This window comes from Paraburkholderia dipogonis (assembly GCF_046027395.1).
Taxonomy (GTDB): Bacteria; Pseudomonadota; Gammaproteobacteria; order Burkholderiales; family Burkholderiaceae; genus Paraburkholderia; species Paraburkholderia dipogonis_A.
The window spans coordinates 87,327-104,664 of the sequence record NZ_JAQQEG010000018.1; the positions used below are offsets into that span (position 1 = coordinate 87,327).

The window sequence follows — 17,338 nt, forward strand, 5'->3', positions numbered from 1 at the left end:
ACCATGATCCCCGACAATCCGGCGTTCGACGATATGGTGCCGTTCGTGCGCATCCACGCCGAAGGCGAAGCGCCACGCGAATGCTGCGGCCTGATCGTCACGCGCGTCGACCCGCCGCTGCTGATGTACATCGCCTGCACGAATCTCGCCCGCGAGACCGAGCACTTCATCATCGACCCGAAAGACTACGCACGCGCCGAGGATACGGGCAAGGTGGTCGCCATCGTGCATTCGCATCCGTTCATTCCGCCCGAGCCGTCGCTCGCGGATCTGACCGGCATCGAGCGCACCGGCTTGCCGTGGCTGATCGTCAACCATCCGCTCGGCACGTGGAGCGTGAATCATCCGCGCGGCTTCGTCGCGCCGCTACTGGGTCGACCATTTGTGCATGGCGTCCACGACTGTTATGCGCTGGTCCGCGATTACTACGCAGAGCGCGGCATCGTCCTGAACGATTATCCGCGCAGCTATGGCTGGTGGGATGACGCGGGAGGCGCGGACCTGTACCGCGACAACTTCGCCACCGAAGGCTTTGCGGTCGTACTCGATCACGCACCGCTCACGTTCGATGACTTCACGGCAATCCGCCCCGATGACCTGATCCTGATGCGTATCCGTGCGCAGCACGACAACCACATGGCGGTCTATCTCGGTGATGGCGTGATCCTCCATCACATGATCGGCCACGCGTCACGGCGCGAGGCTTACCAAGAGTTCTACCAGCGCCGCACGGTCGCGGTGCTGCGCCATCGTGTGAACGTCGATGCCAGCGCGGAGCAGCCATCATGCTGACGGTCATCTTCTATGGCGATCTGCGCACGCGCTTTGGCCGTCGCTATACGCTTGCCGTGCATTCGCCCGCCGAAGCGATCCACGCGCTCTGTGTGCAGCTGAAGGGACTGCGGCAGTATTTCCAGCAGCACGCCACTTCGAAGTTTCTCGTGCGCAACCAGCAGCGAGATCAATTCGTCACCGACTATGAGGCCGAAGAACTCGGCTATCCGCAGTCCACCGGCGTGCTGAAGGTCGTGCCGCTGGTCGAGGGCGCAGGCGCGATAGGCAAGGTCGTGCTCGGCGTGGCGTTCATCGCGGCGGGCGTATTTACGGGCGGTACAGCGTGGGCGGCGCTCGCGCCCGCGCTGATCAGTATCGGCGTCGGACTGGCGGCGTCGGGTATCGCCCAGATGATCGCGCCACGCGCGAAAGGTGCGGCCACGCCCGAGAAAGCCGATAACGAACCGTCGCTCGCGTTCAATGGCGCGGTCAACACCACCGGCCAGGGCGGACCGGTCCCGCTCGGCTACGGCCACCTTTTGGTCGGCTCGCAGATCGTCAGTGTCGGTTTCTCGACCAATAACGAAATCGTGGTGCGCTGATGGCTGCCCGCGACCTGATTCCGGTGATCGGCGCAGGTGGCGGCGGCGGTAAGGGCGGTGGCAGTGGCAGTACGTCCGGCGCGATTGAATCGCCCGACTCGCTGCGCTCCACGCAATACGCCCGCGTGATTAACGTTATCTGCGAGGGCGAGGTCGAGGGCATCGTCGGTGATGGGCGCGGCATCTATCTCGATGACACGCCTCTGGTCAATGCTGACGGGTCGTGGAATTTCAGCGGCGCGGCCATCGAGTGGCGCAGCGGCACCGCTTTACAGGCTCCGATAACGGGGTTCTCCGCGACCGAATCCGAAAGCTCGGTCGGTATCGCGGTCACGGCCGCGGTGCCGGTTACGCGCAGCGTCACCAATCCCAACGCGACCGCGCTGCGTGTGACGCTGGGCTTCGCGCAGATCACCGAGCAGAACACCACCAACGGCAACATCACCGGCTCGACCGTACAGCTTGCGATCGATATCCAGAAGAACGGCGGCGGCTTCCAGCAGATATACGTTGACACGGTGACGGGCAAGACGACCAGCCGCTACCAGCGCAGCTATCGCATTGAACTGGTGTCGCGCTTCGGTGAAGCGGGCGGCACGTTCGACACACGGGTGCGACGCCTCACGCCCGACAGCACGGTGGTAGCGGTCCAGAATTCGTTTCAATGGGAGACGATGACGGAAATTGTCGACTCGATGCTGATGTACCCGTATAGCGCGCTGGTGGGTGTGCAGATCGACGCCTCGACGTTCAGGAGCATTCCGAAACTCGCGTTCGACATGAAGCTGAGACGGGTTCAGGTCCCGTCAAACTACGATCCGCTGACACGCGCCTATAACGGCATCTGGGACGGTACATTCAAGGTCGTGTGGACCGACAATCCGGCGTGGATTCTCTACGACCTCGCCACCACCGCACGCTTTGGTCTCGGCGCTTTCGTCACGCCGGACCTGATCGACAAGTGGACGCTCTACGGTATCGCCCAGTACTGCGATGGCATGGTGCCGGACGGCTTCGGCGGCTACGAACCGCGCTACACGTGCAACGTCTATATTCAGGAACGCGCCGAAGCCATCGCGCTGCTACAGCAGTTCGCGTCGATCTTTAACGGCCTGATTTTCTGGAGTGGCGGCACGCTCACCTTCAGCGCCGACATGCCGGCCGATGTGTCGGCGGTCTACACGAAAGCGGGCGTGATCGACGGCGTGTTCAGTTATGTTGGCACGCCGCTTAACCAGCGCCACACTACCGCGCTGATCACGTGGAACGATCCGGCCAACACTTACCAGCAGGCCATCGAGTATGTCGAGGATCGCGAAGGCATCGACCAGTGGGGTATCCGGCCGCTCGCGCTGACTGCGTTCGGCTGCACGTCGCGCGGTATGGCCCACCGTATCGGCAAGTGGGCGCTGCTGACCGAGCGGCTGCTGTCCGAGACCGTCACTTTCGCGACCGGCATCAACGCGGCTTTCTCGCGGCCGGGCGATGTGTTCGCGACGACAGACGAAACACGCGCGGGTCTGCGCATGGGCGGCCGCATACTCGGGGGCGACGCGTCGCACGTGCTGCTCGATGCGCCGGCGCAGCTGGTCGGCGGTGCGGGCTATACGCTATCGGTCGTCCTGCCTTCGGGCCGCTTCGAGACCCGCACTGTCACGTCGAACATGAGCGGGCCTAACGAAGCGCTGACGGTTTCGCCGCCTTTCTCCGAAGTACCCGCACGCATGGCCGTGTGGTCGCTGTCATCGACCGCGCTCGTCAATGAACAGTGGCGCTGCATCGGCGTGACCGAAAACGACGATGGCAACGTGCAGCTATCGGGCATCGCGTACAGGCCGGACAAGTTCGCTGCGGTTGAATACAACCTGACGCTCGAACCGTTGCCCGTCTCGATCATCGATCCGTTCCATATTGGCACGCCGACCGAACTGCACGTCACCGAATCGAAGTACGAAATCAGTCCCGTCATTGTCGGTGCGCGCGCGACGTTTTCATGGCTCGCACCGCTCGGCGCGGTCCGTTTCGATGTGGCGTGGCAATACGGACAGGATTCCGCTGTCTATGCCACCGCGTTCATGAACAGCATTGATATCGAGCCGACGCGGGAAGGATCTTGGACGTTCACGGTGTGGGCGATCAACGCGATTGGCATGCGTAGCGGTCCCGCGTCAGTCACGGTCCAACTTCGCGCACTGAACCAGCCGCCCGAGGACGTGAAAGGCGCGCAGCTTGATATCTTCAATGACGCGGCCAATCTCGTCTGGCTGGTTGCGACCGACCTCGATGTGATCGTGGGCGGCCAGCTGGTCGTGCGCTTCTCGTCGCGCATGTCTACGCTGGTCGTGTGGGAGGAAGCGAACGAAATCGCGCGTTTCGCGGGCTCGCAGTCCAGCGGGCTCGTCGCGCTGATGAAGGGAACGTACCTGCTGAAGTTCGTCAACTCGTCGGGCGCGTACTCGGACAATCCGGCCTATGTTGTCAGCACGACAGGTCCGCTGCGCGACTACAACCTGATCGAGGACCTGCGGCAGGATCCGGCGTTCGCCGGCCAGCGCGTCAACATGGAAGTGCGTAATGGCGTGCTGTTCCTTTCGCAGGGCGAAGACCGTCATGCGGTCGCGCTGCAGGGCGGTTACTACTTCGACCGGACGGTTGATCTGGGCAAGGTCTACACGGTGCACTGCGGCGCGTATGTCGATGGCGCGCGCTATGACCTCTTTGATGACGTCGACCAGTGGCCGGACTGGGACCTGCGCGCGGACGTGGACGGAACCAAGATCAACGAAGGCGGCGCACTGGTGCTGGCGTCGCTGACCAACGTCGATCCGGCGAAAGCGGCGGCCGCAGACTGGTCGCCGTACCAGCGACTGATCGTGGCGGATCTGACATTCCGTGCGGTGCGCTTCGCGCTCTCGGTCGTCGTGCCGCAGGATATCTATGGCATGGGGATCATTGACCTTGGCGCGACCGTCGATGTACCCGACCGCATCGAGAGCCGCAACAATATTCCAGTCTCGGCCGGTGGCACGGTGGTGACGTTCTCGGTCCCGTTCAAGGACGCGCCCGCAATCAGCATCATTGCCCAGGGTTTGCAGACTGGCGACAAGTGGCTCATCGACCAGCAAAGCGCCTACAGCTTCCGCATCCAGTTCCAGAACTCGGTCGGCGCGGGCATTGCGAAGACCTGCGACTGGATCGCGCGCGGCTACGGTTATGAACACGTGGACCTCAACGCGCTGGGTTATCACGCGCTGATGCGTGGTGACGTCGATGCGTTTCTCGCGGCGCGCGCGCGGACAGGTCTCGTTATCGGAGAACCAGCATGACACAGCCATCCAGTTATCAGGTCCCGGCGCATCCATCGGGACTCGACATGCGCACGCAGCTGAACCTGATCGTGCTGGCGATTCTTGGCGATAACGCGGGACCGGGCGAGCCGTCGGAGACCTATCCCGGAATGATGTGGGGCGATACGACCGCGATGCGGCTCAGGCGTCGCAATAACGTCAACGATGCGTGGATTGATATTGGTCCGCTCGATGACTTCCTTGGCGACGTGAAGAAGCTCGTTAGCGACACCGCAGCAGGCAAGGTCAGCAAGGTAGGCGACACCATGACCGGCTCACTTACCATGAAGGCTGCCAACATCTCGTATCAATACGCGAGCGGCGCGAACGCGGGCTATATCGGAACGTACGGAACAGGTGGCGCGGGCAGCGGCATCGGCATCGTGAATTCCGCGTGGAACGCCTGGAATTTCCAGGTGGACGATAGCGGCGGCGCTATCTTTCGCTCCACCGTCACCATCGCCAACAACGGCGGCCTCTATTCAGGTGGGCGCATCACGATCAGGAACAGCGCGGAACTCGCCCTGCAGGGTCCGTACGTTTTCTATATCCGGCCACGTGGGAACAGTGGACTTGAATATGTGAATAACGCATACAACAATGTCGTCGGATCGATAGACGATGCGGGCAACATGGCATGCAACGGTGAGATGAGAACCGGGGGCGCGCTAGTTGCAGGGACCACCATGTACACCGGCAATGGGCAAGCCTTCGTGAGTGGTGACGGCAACGTGTACGGCGCGGTGTGGGGCGGCTATCTGAGTAACTGGATGGGCAACAAGGCGAACGTCAATGCCCGCGTCCAGTGGGATTCCGGCGTCGCAGAGTGGGGACCAATCAACGGGCCCACCACGCTTGATATCCCCGCGCCGTGGGTGATGTGCGGGTGGCGCACGAACTCTAACGGCAACTGGGTATCGGGCGCGCAATGGCTTCGCGGTGTCTGTTTGAGGAACCAGTGACCATGACAAACGAAGAACTTTTCTATCTGCTGCAGAAGTTCTATCCCGGCACGATCAACGGCACGCACTACCTCACCGGGCATCGTCTCGACACTGAAGGCGCGCAGTTCGGTGAAGCGTTCATCACGAACTGGAAACTGCCGAATGCCGAGCCGACAGCGGAGCAATTGTGGGCGTGGTGGCGGCAGCATGGGCCGGAGATAAAGAACACCGTGGCGGCTGTGCATGTACGCATCGAGCGGAACGAGCGGCTTCTCATTGCGGACGCGATGGTCTACAAGGCCGAGGACTCAGGCGACCCGCAGGTGATAGCAAGGGCCCGCACGTACCGGCAGGCGTTGCGCGACGTACCGCAGCAGGCCGGCTTTCCGGTGAGCGTCGAATGGCCCGAGCCGTAATACCCGCCCCTGAGGATGAGACCGAAGGAGTAGGCATCATGATTGACGACGACCTTGATAATGCGCCCGTTACTCCACCGCCCGCAGCCATCCTCCCTGAACCGGCACCGCCACCGCCCGATCTGCCATCGCCGGATATGCCGCCGATGAGCGCTCCCGTTCCCCCACTGCCTGAAGGTGAAACGGTCGAATCATCCGCGGCGAAAGCACACGAAGCGCTGATCAAGCAGTTTCCGCCACGATCATGAACCGCTCGACCGTCAATGCCCTGCGCGCTCTCGCACTGCTGATCATCGTAGTACTCGGCATCGTTACCATCGTGTCCGTGTTGACGGGCTGCACGCTGGTCTACATCGAAGGCGATTCGAACAGCGTGACGGATACGGGTGGTCATGGCGGCGGTCTGACGATCCCGCCGAGACAGGACGACCCGCTACGTGAGCGGCTGAACGGTCTCACGCACGAACACTAGCGTTATTCACCGTCTCGCACTGCGAGGCATTTACCGGAGCGCCACCATGAAAGTGAACGTCTACAACGAAGGACCGAACCCGATCCGCGTCGTCATCGACAAGGACAACGTGAACGATCAGCAGCTGGACGCCGGCGAGGAAAAAGCGTTCGAGTCAGCGGACGATGGCGTGATCGAATTCCGTGAACTCAGCGGCGCACAGGAGGATCTGTCCGAAGGCGGCGAAGTCTGAACGCGACATGACCAAAAAAATGGCTCGCCAGAGCGAGCCTCCCAAGGGGCCATTCGCTGGAACGAGGACCATCGGACGACAGAGGCGATTATAGACGCCTGGGACGTCTGATCAAGCGAGGACGCAGGCTAGTGGCGGCCGGGGGCGCCGGGGGCGCCCAGAAGCGCCGGATTCGCGCCAGACCGCGGGCGCGGAGACGCCGGTAGCGTCGCTATCGGCGGGAACTGGCGAAAACCGGCCGTCCAGACGCAAAAAAGCCCGCTCGGGGCGGGCTTTGTATCTGTACGGACGGGGGGGCGATTAGTAGCGCGGGCCGTACTGCCGGACGCAGATTTGCGAGCCGCGAATCTGCGCATTGATCGGGTCCGAGTCCTTCACCTGCGGATCGTGATAAACCATCGTTATCAGGTCGTGGGTCAGTCTGTCTGCGTCGGTCGTGTCGATCACGGTTATTTTCGATCCGCTTATTTCGCGTGCCTTTTCCTCCGTGATGCCAACGTCGCGGTTCTCTGCCATCTTGTGGGCGAGCGTGCCTGCTGCGTCACAGACCGGCCCGGCCGGGCCGTCTTTCGCGACGGGTTTCGCGGGCTTTGCGGCGTGCGCGCCGGTCGTCAGCGATGCGGCGAAGAGCACTGCGGCAAACAGTGATCGTGTTTTCATACGGCCCTCTCGACTCGGTAGAAACAGAATGTCCGGCCGCCGTCGTGCGACAGACCATGACAAAACGTGAGCACGAACCCACGTTCAGGATTGTGCGCCTTCACGCGTCAGTCGCCGCTGGCGTATGGCACGGCGAACGGACTGTCCACAAGCTGCTTGAGATCGAGCGTTGAAAAGTCGTTCGCAATCCAGCTGCCGCTTTCCTCGCTCACGTTGCGCCGGATCGCGATACGCTCGGCTCCGTACAGCCCGACCAGTTCGGCAACGATTTTCAGGACGTGTGCCTCCATCGCCCTGCGGTCGCCCGGATACGCGGAAAATGGCTCGATGTCGAAGTAGTGTTCGGCCCTGACGCCTTCGCGACGGGGTGCCAGTACATAGACCTGATACGTGTAAATTTTCTTCGCTTTCATCGTCCGTCTCTCAGCCTGCCTTCGCTTCGGTTCGTGTCATCGTCTGGGCCAGTCCGTCAAGCGCGACGGCGAGCGCTTCGCGCAGGCTCTGTTCGCTCTGTTCGACAGTCGTCAGGTCCGCATGCCGACCGTTGCAGAGTGCGCGCACGTTCAGCATCACGACCAGTTTCTGTGCGTCGGCCAGCAGCCGCTTTGCGTCCGCGTTCAGCATCGGTTCCAGCTTGGCGAACTGCATCTCCGTGCGCCGGGCAGAAGGCATACTGACGACACCGGTCCATCCGTTCGCCAGTGTTTCACCCGTACCCGCCCAGAGGTAATGTTCGACCAGCGTGCGCGCCTGATTTTTCGGGTCAGCCTTGGCCGAGCCGTGGACCCGGTAGAAGCGGCGGTTCGCTTCGCGCTTGCCTTCTGCCTTGCACTCGTCCGAGCAGTAGCGCTGCTTTGCCTGCAACGTTGAAAACGTCTTTTTGCAGACGCCGCATTCGATACGCAGGGCTTTGTCGTTTGTCGTGCTCGTCGTGCTCGTCGTGTTCTTCGTGTTCTTCGTGTTCATGATTCGGCGTTCCTTAACAGAGATATTGGTTGGTCAGTCAATCGCGCGGAAGATAGCGCCGGCTTCGGTGTGGTCCTTCGCGAAGTCGCGCAGCTGGTGATAGTGGTCGGTGAACTTCTCGCGCAGCGTTTCGTTATCGATCCAGCACAGTGCGCCGAACACGAACAGCGTCACGATCACGCCGAACGCGTCCGCGCTGACTTCGCCCTCGTAGTCGTTACCCTGGACGGAAACGTTGAAACGTCTGTCCGTATCGGGAGCCAGATATCCGCCGCCGTTCGACAGCCGGTAGAAAGTCCAGAGACCGCCCTTGTAGTCAGCCGACAGGTTGGTCGCCTGCTGATATGTCAGCCCTTCGCCCTGGATCATCAGACGCGCAGTAAATATCCCGGGCAGAAAACGCAGGCGGTCAACAGTCGGGATAACCGTCGCGGTAATCGTCTTGCTCACTTCATTTGCTCCTTTGAAAATCGGTTATTGGTTGATCGTTACGTACGTTGCGTGCATCGTGATATAGCCAGCGCGCACCAGTTCATCGCAGGCAGCGCGAGACCGCTCGCCGTGAATTTCTGCAAGCGATTCGGCGAGGTCCAGATACGCGTCGGATTCACCCGCTTCGCACAGCGCTTTCAGCGCTTCGTACAGCCGATGCGCATCGCCGCCAATCTTCATTTTTGTCATCGTGTAGTCCTTATTAAATAAGGCGCCCTTAAAAAACCCGCCAGCGGCGGGTTGTGGGTTTCTCTGTCCTGCGGGGACCGGTCGGGTCCGGGCCGTGCGTTTCGGGTGCTGCGTTACAACAGAATCTATAGTGTCAGGACACCTGCGTGGCGTACACATAAACTTTTAAAGCTTTTGCTCGGAGTGCTTACACCGGGGAAGAGGCCCGCGCGATAGCGGGCCGTGAAAAACACGCGCGGCCACCAGCGAAGGATCGTGCCGCCGTTGCGATACTCGTCTATCACATCGGCCAGCCTGTTACGCTTGGACGGCGCCCATGCGTGCGCGCGGAAACCACAAGCCTAGCGCGACATTGCTGCGTCCCTGCCGCTCAGCGGCGACATGCTGATAGCCATAGGTGATGCGCGAGCAATTTGGGCGAAATGCGTGCAACTTCAAGAAATGCTTCTGAAGGGCGATTCGGCCCCTCAATGGAAGTTAGGCAAATCTGCGTCCGTGCCCGTAGGGCCTATGCGAGCGGGAGCAACGTCGCCAGTACTACAAGCAGGTCAGCAGGCTTTACAAAATGGTGATCAAAGCCGGACCTAATTGATTCCGCCTGCTCAGAGGGCGATGACAGAGCGCTAACCGCGACCAGTAAAGGAAACGGGCTGGATTGCTGGCGCCGAATCTCCCTTGCCACGGCTCGTCCGTCCATAGCTGGCATCTGTATGTCGAGAACTGCAGCCGCCGGCCGCCAAGCTCGGTATTCCGCGAGCGCGTCCAGTCCGTCTCCGGCAGTCCGGACGTCATAACCGTGATCCGTGAAGAATAACGCGTAGGCGGCCAGAATGTTTGGGTCGTCGTCCGCAATGAGCAGGCGCGCAGCGTTCGGGGTTGCCATAGATATCTCCATTGCCATGCAAGCCGCAATGAATGAGCCCGGGCAGAATGGCGCAAGATTTGCTTAATGCTAGACATTCCGCAAGAATGACTCACACGGGAGTTTCCCGTCGGCCAAGGGATACAGATGCGATTAGCCAACTTCATCGTCGACCACATGGAAGCCATTCTTTCGCAATGGGAGGAATTTGCCCGCACCCGGTTGCCGGCGGCGGCAGACATGAAGTCGCTGGCTTTGCGAGACCACGCACAGCAGATTCTGGAAGCCGTGGCAAAGGATCTGTCGACTTCTCAAAACAGGGGAGACCAATTTGAAAAGTCAACGGGTGATGCGCCTAGGGTGGCGGGTGCGCCAGAGACCGCGGCACAAACTCACGCGCTTCTGCGTGCGCAAGTCGGCTTCGACATCAACCAGATGGTTGCCGAATACCGCGCCCTGCGCGCCAGCGTTCTACGAATGTGGATGGACGAATCAAACCCCGAAAGTCATCTCGTCGATGACATCGGTCGCTTCAACGAAGCCATCGATCAGGCAATCACTGAGTCGGTAGCCATGTTCAGCGCGCAGGCAGACCTAGCCCGAAATCTGTTCCTTGGAATGTTAGGACACGATATGCGTAGTCCGCTCCAAACCATACAGATAACAGCGTCATATCTGGCAGCGCTAAACGCAGGTGAGAAAGTGTCGGAGGCGGCGTCCCGCCTGATCAGAAGCGGCACTCGCATGCAGGCGCTATTGGACGACATGATTGATTTCAATCGAACCAGGCTTGGTTTGGGTATCAACATCGCCCCGACCAGTATTGACCTCGCCCCATTGGCTTTCGATGTACTGGACCAGCTGCAAACGGTCCATCCGGATCGTCACGTTGATCTGCACGTCGCCGGTGACTGTATGGGCATGTGGGACGGCCCACGTTTCCAGCAGTTACTTGGCAATCTGGTTCTGAATGCACTCAAGTACGGAGCACAGGACGCGTCAGTAGGTGTGACATTGACTGGCGAGGGCGCAGCAGTCCTCCTGGAAGTGAGGAACGCTGGCGCCCCCATTGAGCCGACGATTCTCGACCGGCTTTTTGATCCACTCCAGCGTGGCCCGAACCATCAGGACAAAAATGCCGACACGAGTCTGGGGCTGGGACTGTATATCGCGCGCGAGATTGCCAAGGCCCACGGGGGCGAGATCGACGCGCGATCCGACGAGCTTGAAACTGTGTTCTCTGCGCGCCTGCCCCGTAACAAACAACGCTCATGATGTCCCACGCCCAGATCAACATGTCAGGGCACGACGGGATCCAGACTGCCAGGTTATTTCGTTCGCTCAGTACGAAGGGAAACGTTCGCGCGGGGTAATCCCCCAAGCAACCGACCTCAATAGTCGTCATTGTCTCCGTGGTGCGGCTTTGCCGTCTCAGGCGTCTCGTCGGAGTTCATGACCTTTCGAAGACCGGGAAAATGCACATCGCATAGTTGGTTGCTGATGACGGCGTTTTGTTTAGGACAGTCCGCTAACCGTCCGCCGAGATCAGTTATTGGGAAGTCTGCACCGAGCGAAGCCACCAATTTAGTCAGCCGATAGCGCCCGCGTCTTTCGCAACGGGAACAGGCCACGTCGATATGGCTGGCGCGCGCCGCCACTTCTCCGAGGGTAACGCTTCCTTTTGCCATATGCGCCTAGTCTGATAGATGGTCTTGATTCTCGCCCCCATCCTAACGCAGCCAGTCGGCAATAGCGTGGGAACTCGTCCTTCCGCCAGCCGTTTGGACGTCCGCGCTAATAGGTTGAGTCAAGCCGCTTGGCGACCATCCCTTCCAAGTCGCGCGCCTTGAGCTGCCAGAACGCGATTAATCATCGCTATGTTCGATGGGCGATAGGCCGTACCCGGCCATCAAGAGACGGTCAACAGTCTCGCTTCGGCTGCATGCTCTTTGCCCCACTGTTGACCTTCACGGTTAGAGCTATGCTCATGAAACAGGCCGGGATGCATCCGGCCCGTTGTCGAGTGATGCTAAATGCGTACAGCGTTGCATGGGGCCGCGAAAGCGCGGCGCCTTCGATTACGCTACCTTGATGAGTCCAAGCTGTTGCAGCGCAGTTACGCCATCGTCCAGTCCGATTTCTTCGACTATCTTGCCGTCTTTGAGCCGGAGCACGGTTGTGCCAGTGAAACGCATTTTCCGACCGGTCGCAGCAGGTAACGATCCAATGAGGAAATCGCTGAATGCCGGCCCTGTATGTGTGCCGCCGCCGTCCCAACGACCAACCACATGGTCTCCCTCGGCGATAAGATCAGCCGCGCCCCAGAAGTTGAGGTCCGGGAACGCTTTACGGAAATCGGACATGAACGCCTTGATGTCCTCGCGGCCACGCCGCGGTTCGTGTAGCGAGTATTGGAGAAGCATGTCGGGCGCAGCAAGTTCATCGACGATGTCGAGATTGCATGTCTTGCCCCAGAAATCGGTGAACCAACGCCCGACGACGGTTTTGTTGTCATCTTCCTTGGACATGGTGAATTCCTCATTGACTGAAGTTGGGGAGGGAGACGCGGTCGCTTCCCTCTACCTGAACGATATTGACGCAAGCTGTCAGGCGCCCCCGGTTTCTTGCTGCAATACTCGATAAGCCGACATGTGACTTACGGCGACGATGGTCTCTATGCGTATCGTGTCGGGCGACGTTCACCATAACGAGTGAGCACGGACGACAAGACGGTATAGCCGTCTGCGTCAAGGGCTGCTCTGTGTTCGCAGCAATTAAACAGCAAGAATCGGAGTGCCTGTGCCGCGCGGCTGCCATATCGTGTCTATGCAATCGCATAGCAGACGCGGTCATCGGATGAAGAGTGGTGCTTGAGTCACCTGTAACTGCAGGGGCGCAGTCCCCAACTCGACTATCGATGTACGGCTCACCTGTCCTTCATTGACTGGAGTCCGATCATGTTGCCACTACTCTCGCTTAACGCGCTCGCGGCCCAACGCGGCGGTGGACTGCGCCCTGAACTGAAAGCTTTATTTGAACGCCATGCCGGGCTGGCGACGGGCCTTGCCGCTACCATTGAGCCGGTAGAACAAGAGTCGCTTTCCCAAGTGACTGACGCTGCCGACGACGCTCTCGCGAAGGATTCCGGGGTCGAGGGATCGACGGCGAGCGGCTCCTATTTGCGCGGGAGTGGGTCGGGAGGCACAAGTCGCTGAATGACTTAGAAGGGTCGATTGCGGAAATCGCCGGTACATCGAGTCTGCTTCAAGATCCTACGGCGGTCGGCTACTATTGACACCTCAAGGAGGGTGTCATGTGTACGAGCTACGAATCGAACAATCCCAGAGCGCCGTTTGACGTCTTCAGTCTGTTTCCGGTGCCGGAATTCGACTACAGGCCCGAGATCTACAAGGATTACTTCGCGCCGATCTTCCGCCGCGACGGCGATGGCCTCATTACGGCGCCGGCTTCATTCGGCATGGTTCCACGCAAACGCATTCCGCCCGGCGTGAAGGTGTTTGACACCATGAACGCCCGTAGCGAATCGGTTGGAGAGAAGCGCAGTTACAGTGGCGCATGGAAGAACCTCCAGCTTTGCCTGATACCTTGCCGGACATTCTTTGAACCGAACTATGAGACGGGTAAGCCTGTGCGCTGGAAGATCGGTGTCGCGGACGGCGGGCCACTTGCAATAGCTGGTTTGTGGCGCGCCTGGGAGGAACCGGACGGCGCGCAGGCGCTTTCCTTCACGATGCTCACCGTCAATGCGAACGAGCATCCCCTCATGAAGAGGTTCCACAGACCCGGCGATGAGAAGCGGTCGGTCGTGATCGTTCCGCCGACCGAATATGCGGACTGGCTTTCGTGCAAGACGACCGAACAGGCGCGCTCGTTCTTTAACCTGTATCCCACGGAAGCGATGCACGCCGAGCCTTTCCCGCTACCTCCGCGCAAGCCGGCGTCAAAGCATGCCGGCGACGAACAGCAAACGCTCATCTGACCGAATCGGCACGATCATGTCGACTCCGCGATACTTCGACGCCGACGCACGCGCTGAGATGCTTTGCTATCTGGTCGTTGCAGAACTCGTCGCGATGGCCCGTACAGGAGACTGGTTGCGCACGGACCACATTGTAGAGTCGTCGCGAATCTGGATGAGGGCAAACGGCGTTGCATGCGATTGGCAGGATCGCATCGCGCTCGCTGGCGCGGCGGCCCGACTTGCGCCAGATATTTCCAAGAAAACCAACCTCACGACCGAGCGGTCACTGGCACCGCTATTTGCTGATGGCTGGATGCTCGACTATCAATCGCCGATGGTATGTGAGATCCACCGAGTCTGCGCCGGCTTCCTCGCGCAGAAATAAGTTGTGCGTTCGCCTCCGCGGGTGTCACACCGACTGGCGCCTGCTCGGGTCTGGCAGCGCGAACCGCACGACTTAGTTCGGCCATGAAGCGTCATTTGATGGCGCCGGAGTTCGGACGTTGACGCGTCCGGTCCCCTGCTGGAAGGAGTCATACTCAGAACGGCACACGTGACCCGGCCGCGCCGAGCCGCTACCGCGGGGCGCCAGTGCAGAAAAGCTTTCGGTTCCCAAACATGCCATTTTCCTCCTACGATACGCATTGTTAGCAATCGCCGACATATCGGGAACGTTGCACCAGTCGATGAAGGGAGGGGCAAGGACGTGGAAAGTTTTCAAATACTCGACCACATCACGGACGGCGTCATGGCGCTCGACCGGGAGTGGAAGTTTCGATACATCAACCGGACCGCTGCGCGGCTGCTGAAGCGTCGATCCGAGGACCTGCTGAGTCGTGAGATCTGGGTCGAATACCCAGATCTCATCGGATCGAGCTACGAAGCAGCCTATCGGCAGGCGGCCGAGACCTGTATGCCGAGCACCGCGACCGCCTTCTACGCGCCGCTAAGTACCTGGTTTGAAGTGCGGGCGTTCCCATGCGACGACGGTATTGTCGTGCTGGTTCGCGACGTCACCGAAGCACGCGCGATCTCCGAACGTTTGTCGCGCCAAGCAACGCATGATGAACTGACCGGCCTTATCAACCGCCGCGAACTGCTGCTGCGCCTGAACAGTCTTGTCGACGAAGGCGCGGCCGCTTCTGTCGATTTGCTCTTCATCGACCTTGACCGCTTCAAGGATATCAACGACTCGTTTGGCCACGCGGCGGGCGATGAAGTGCTGCGTGTCATCGGCGAGCGTCTTTCCGACATTTTTACCGAAGGTGCCCATGTTTCGCGCATCGGCGGTGACGAATTCGTAATTTTCCTCGTCGACGCTCCCGAGGGTGAGGCCGCGCGGGTCGCGCGTAAGGTCACAATACGCATGCGCGAACCAATTCAGACGCCATGCGTGCGGGCATCGGTGGGCGCGAGCATCGGCGTGGCGCGCTACCCCATCTCGGCATCGAATGCGGGCGAGCTGCTGCGCAACGCGGACACCGCGATGTATCACGCGAAGCGCGCGGGCGGTTCGCATGTGTGGTCGTTTGGCAAAGAGGATGCGCAGCGCCTCTCGCAACGCCGGCGGCTACGGGCGGATTTGGAGAGTGCGAGCGCCACGCGCCAGTTCGAACTGCATTACCAGCCACAACTGGACCTGCATACTGGCCGCGTCTACGGAGCCGAGGCACTTCTACGATGGAACCATCCGCAACTGGGGCTGCTCACGCCGGCCGACTTCCTCAACCTGCTGCTTGAATCGCCGGCCTACGAGGCAACGGGCGACTGGCTAATTCGCCTTGCGTTCCGTCAGGCGGCGAAATGGCAGGCGGCGAACCGCAAGCCGTTCAAGGTCGCCGTCAATCTCTCGGCCACGATGATCCAGAACGGCGATCTCGCCGCACTGGTTTCGGAGGCGGCCGAGGCGGCCGGCGTATGCGCTTCCGCACTCGACATCGAGGTGACGGAGACTGTCGTCATGAGCGACTTCGCCGCCGCGTCGCGCGCGCTTTCAGCTGTACGGAGGCTCGGCGTGACCGTCTCGCTCGACGATTTCGGTACCGGCTACTCCAGCCTCGCATACCTCACACGGCTGCCTGTCGATCGCATCAAGATCGACAAGTCGTTCGTGCAGGAGCTTACTGTTAAGGAGACCTGTCGCCAGGCACGCGCGATGGTCGAAGCGATGGTGGCGCTCGCGCACGCGCTGGGCATGAGAACGGTCGCGGAAGGCATCGAAACCGAACCGCAATTCATCCTCGTCAAAGAACTCGGGTGCGATGCCGTGCAGGGATATTTCATTGGCAGGCCGGTACCGGCAGCGCGTATCGAACCTTACGCCGAGGCACGGTTCGGGCCGGCTGGAGCTTCGTCGTTGTACGACGCAGGAAGCGCGTCCCGCTAGCGGTCAACACGCAGCCCCTCGGCGGCTTCGTTAGCGATGTCACCATAGCCTCCCGTTCGCAAGCAACAATCGAACGGCTGAGGCAACTCGAATCCGCCCAGGATGGCGAGCCACCGCGCGAACGCAGGCGCGCCTCCACGGGGGCAAATCGGGTCCGCGATGACACCGCAAGCGCTCACAGGATCGACCTCTGGCACGGCGACGTCACCAATGCGGTCGTAAATGACCGTTCGTGAACCTGGAAGCGATCTCCCGGACAACATACAACGGTCCGCCGCTGTGGGTCGACAAGCGTCTTTCGGCTCACTCGTAAAGCGTGATCAGTTGATCTCAGACGCCTTATATCGCTGGTCACGCTGCGGCCGAGATCCAGATCGGTGAATACATTTGGACAAAGTCGCGGCTCGTACGGCTCGCGGGAAACCCGCGGAAATAGTCAACGGGCAGGCAAAAAATCCAGATAGAAACCGTCAGAAAAACGCGCGACCTGCCGGAGAGCCTTGCTAGACACGGCATAATAGGTAGCCGGCTGATTTTCGAAGTTGCCCCTGTGCGGGGCAACGCTAATAGACCACTAACAAAGCAAGGAAAGGCCAACTCCCAAAACCCACACCCACCCGCCGAGCCGGCAAAAAAACCAAGATCAATCCGCCAACCTCTTATCCGCCAAAGCACTCTGACAATCCGCAATAACCTGCCTCACAAGCCTGGCTTGAGGATCAAGCTCATCAGTATCAAGAATCTCCTCAACCGCATCTCTCGCCCAATCCGCTTCGACAAACTGCGCGTGCCGCCGCGCAATCTCCACCGCGGTAGCGGTCAACTTCGCGATAGTGAGCCAATCCGCCTCGCGCGCCCGCCGGTCGAGCCATTTATGCGCGGCCTGCACATGGAACGCCGCGTCCGGCCAGTCCTCATTCAGGTAATAAGCGCCAAGACTCCCGCATGTGAGCCAGCACAACAGCTCCAAACGGTCTCGTGGACTCAGATGATGGCGTACATCACTCATGGCGA

General features: G+C 60.3%; 21 protein-coding genes. 13 read left to right on the forward strand and 8 right to left on the reverse strand.

What is annotated here, in order from left to right:
• Positions 1 to 3 precede the first annotated feature (3 nt).
• Genes PQR32_RS19570 through PQR32_RS19605 form a run of 8 tightly spaced genes read left to right on the forward strand, consistent with a single transcriptional unit; the run spans position 4 to position 6,787 of the window.
• Entirely contained in the window at positions 4 to 792 is a 789-nt protein-coding gene (locus PQR32_RS19570; RefSeq protein WP_408230322.1) for a C40 family peptidase, read from the forward strand.
• Entirely contained in the window at positions 786 to 1,376 is a 591-nt protein-coding gene (locus PQR32_RS19575; RefSeq protein WP_408230325.1) for a tail assembly protein, read from the forward strand. The genes PQR32_RS19570 and PQR32_RS19575 overlap by 7 nt, the downstream gene beginning before the upstream one ends.
• Positions 1,376 to 4,702 (forward strand): TipJ family phage tail tip protein, encoded by a 3,327-nt coding sequence (locus PQR32_RS19580; RefSeq protein WP_408230328.1) that lies wholly within the window; start codon positions 1,376 to 1,378, stop codon positions 4,700 to 4,702. Before PQR32_RS19575 ends, PQR32_RS19580 begins: the two co-directional genes overlap by 1 nt.
• 47 nt (positions 4,703 to 4,749) lie before the next feature.
• Complete coding sequence (locus PQR32_RS19585; protein WP_408230331.1) at positions 4,750 to 5,685, forward strand: hypothetical protein; 936 nt, start codon at positions 4,750 to 4,752, stop codon at positions 5,683 to 5,685.
• Between the two features lie 2 nt (positions 5,686 to 5,687).
• On the forward strand, positions 5,688 to 6,083 hold the full coding sequence (locus PQR32_RS19590; protein WP_408230333.1) for an XkdW family protein: 396 nt from the start codon (positions 5,688 to 5,690) through the stop codon (positions 6,081 to 6,083).
• A gap of 38 nt (positions 6,084 to 6,121) precedes the next feature.
• Complete coding sequence (locus PQR32_RS19595) at positions 6,122 to 6,331, forward strand: hypothetical protein (protein WP_408230336.1); 210 nt, start codon at positions 6,122 to 6,124, stop codon at positions 6,329 to 6,331.
• Positions 6,328 to 6,555, forward strand: a complete 228-nt coding sequence (locus PQR32_RS19600; protein ID WP_408230339.1) for a hypothetical protein — start codon at positions 6,328 to 6,330, stop codon at positions 6,553 to 6,555. Before PQR32_RS19595 ends, PQR32_RS19600 begins: the two co-directional genes overlap by 4 nt.
• A 46-nt stretch (positions 6,556 to 6,601) precedes the next feature.
• On the forward strand, positions 6,602 to 6,787 hold the full coding sequence (locus PQR32_RS19605; RefSeq protein ID WP_408230342.1) for a hypothetical protein: 186 nt from the start codon (positions 6,602 to 6,604) through the stop codon (positions 6,785 to 6,787).
• 300 nt (positions 6,788 to 7,087) lie between these two features.
• Here PQR32_RS19605 and PQR32_RS19610 read toward each other — a convergent pair whose 3' ends face one another.
• From PQR32_RS19610 to PQR32_RS19635, 6 genes are all read right to left on the reverse strand, one after another.
• Entirely contained in the window at positions 7,088 to 7,447 is a 360-nt protein-coding gene (locus tag PQR32_RS19610; RefSeq protein WP_408230345.1) for a hypothetical protein, read from the reverse strand.
• Between the two features lie 107 nt (positions 7,448 to 7,554).
• The gene (locus PQR32_RS19615; protein ID WP_408230348.1) at positions 7,555 to 7,860 is read right to left on the reverse strand and encodes a hypothetical protein; all 306 of its coding nucleotides are present in this window, start codon (positions 7,858 to 7,860) and stop codon (positions 7,555 to 7,557) included.
• A gap of 10 nt (positions 7,861 to 7,870) precedes the next feature.
• The gene (locus PQR32_RS19620) at positions 7,871 to 8,413 is read right to left on the reverse strand and encodes a hypothetical protein (RefSeq protein WP_408230351.1); all 543 of its coding nucleotides are present in this window, start codon (positions 8,411 to 8,413) and stop codon (positions 7,871 to 7,873) included.
• A gap of 33 nt (positions 8,414 to 8,446) precedes the next feature.
• Complete coding sequence (locus PQR32_RS19625; protein WP_408230354.1) at positions 8,447 to 8,863, reverse strand: antirestriction protein; 417 nt, start codon at positions 8,861 to 8,863, stop codon at positions 8,447 to 8,449.
• Between the two features lie 24 nt (positions 8,864 to 8,887).
• A complete protein-coding gene (locus tag PQR32_RS19630) occupies positions 8,888 to 9,094 on the reverse strand; it encodes a hypothetical protein (RefSeq protein ID WP_408230356.1) in 207 nt (68 codons plus the stop codon).
• Positions 9,095 to 9,602: 508 nt separating this feature from the next.
• Positions 9,603 to 9,977: a response regulator gene (locus tag PQR32_RS19635; RefSeq protein ID WP_408230359.1), complete on the reverse strand. Its 375-nt coding sequence runs from the start codon at positions 9,975 to 9,977 to the stop codon at positions 9,603 to 9,605.
• Between the two features lie 126 nt (positions 9,978 to 10,103).
• Here PQR32_RS19635 and PQR32_RS19640 point away from each other — a divergent pair, with 126 nt between their 5' ends.
• Positions 10,104 to 11,231, forward strand: a complete 1,128-nt coding sequence (locus PQR32_RS19640; RefSeq protein WP_408230362.1) for an ATP-binding protein — start codon at positions 10,104 to 10,106, stop codon at positions 11,229 to 11,231.
• An 803-nt stretch (positions 11,232 to 12,034) separates the two neighbouring features.
• Here PQR32_RS19640 and PQR32_RS19645 read toward each other — a convergent pair.
• Positions 12,035 to 12,484 carry an ester cyclase gene (locus PQR32_RS19645; RefSeq protein ID WP_408230365.1) on the reverse strand — a complete coding sequence of 150 codons (450 nt, stop codon included), beginning with the start codon at positions 12,482 to 12,484 and terminating at the stop codon, positions 12,035 to 12,037.
• Positions 12,485 to 12,913: 429 nt separating this feature from the next.
• On the opposite strand from PQR32_RS19645, the gene PQR32_RS19650 reads away from it, so the two are divergent.
• The 4 genes from PQR32_RS19650 (at position 12,914) to PQR32_RS19665 (ending at position 16,324) form a co-directional block, all read left to right on the forward strand.
• A complete protein-coding gene (locus PQR32_RS19650; protein WP_408230368.1) occupies positions 12,914 to 13,171 on the forward strand; it encodes a hypothetical protein in 258 nt (85 codons plus the stop codon).
• A 98-nt stretch (positions 13,172 to 13,269) separates the two neighbouring features.
• The gene (locus PQR32_RS19655) at positions 13,270 to 13,956 is read left to right on the forward strand and encodes an SOS response-associated peptidase (RefSeq protein ID WP_408230371.1); all 687 of its coding nucleotides are present in this window, start codon (positions 13,270 to 13,272) and stop codon (positions 13,954 to 13,956) included.
• Positions 13,925 to 14,323 carry a hypothetical protein gene (locus PQR32_RS19660; RefSeq protein ID WP_408230374.1) on the forward strand — a complete coding sequence of 133 codons (399 nt, stop codon included), beginning with the start codon at positions 13,925 to 13,927 and terminating at the stop codon, positions 14,321 to 14,323. Before PQR32_RS19655 ends, PQR32_RS19660 begins: the two co-directional genes overlap by 32 nt.
• Before the next feature lie 321 nt (positions 14,324 to 14,644).
• Positions 14,645 to 16,324: a sensor domain-containing protein gene (locus PQR32_RS19665; RefSeq protein ID WP_408230601.1), complete on the forward strand. Its 1,680-nt coding sequence runs from the start codon at positions 14,645 to 14,647 to the stop codon at positions 16,322 to 16,324.
• Between the two features lie 643 nt (positions 16,325 to 16,967).
• On the opposite strand, the gene PQR32_RS19670 is transcribed toward PQR32_RS19665, so the two are convergent.
• On the reverse strand, positions 16,968 to 17,333 hold the full coding sequence (locus PQR32_RS19670) for a hypothetical protein (RefSeq protein ID WP_310811900.1): 366 nt from the start codon (positions 17,331 to 17,333) through the stop codon (positions 16,968 to 16,970).
• Positions 17,334 to 17,338 lie beyond the last annotated feature (5 nt).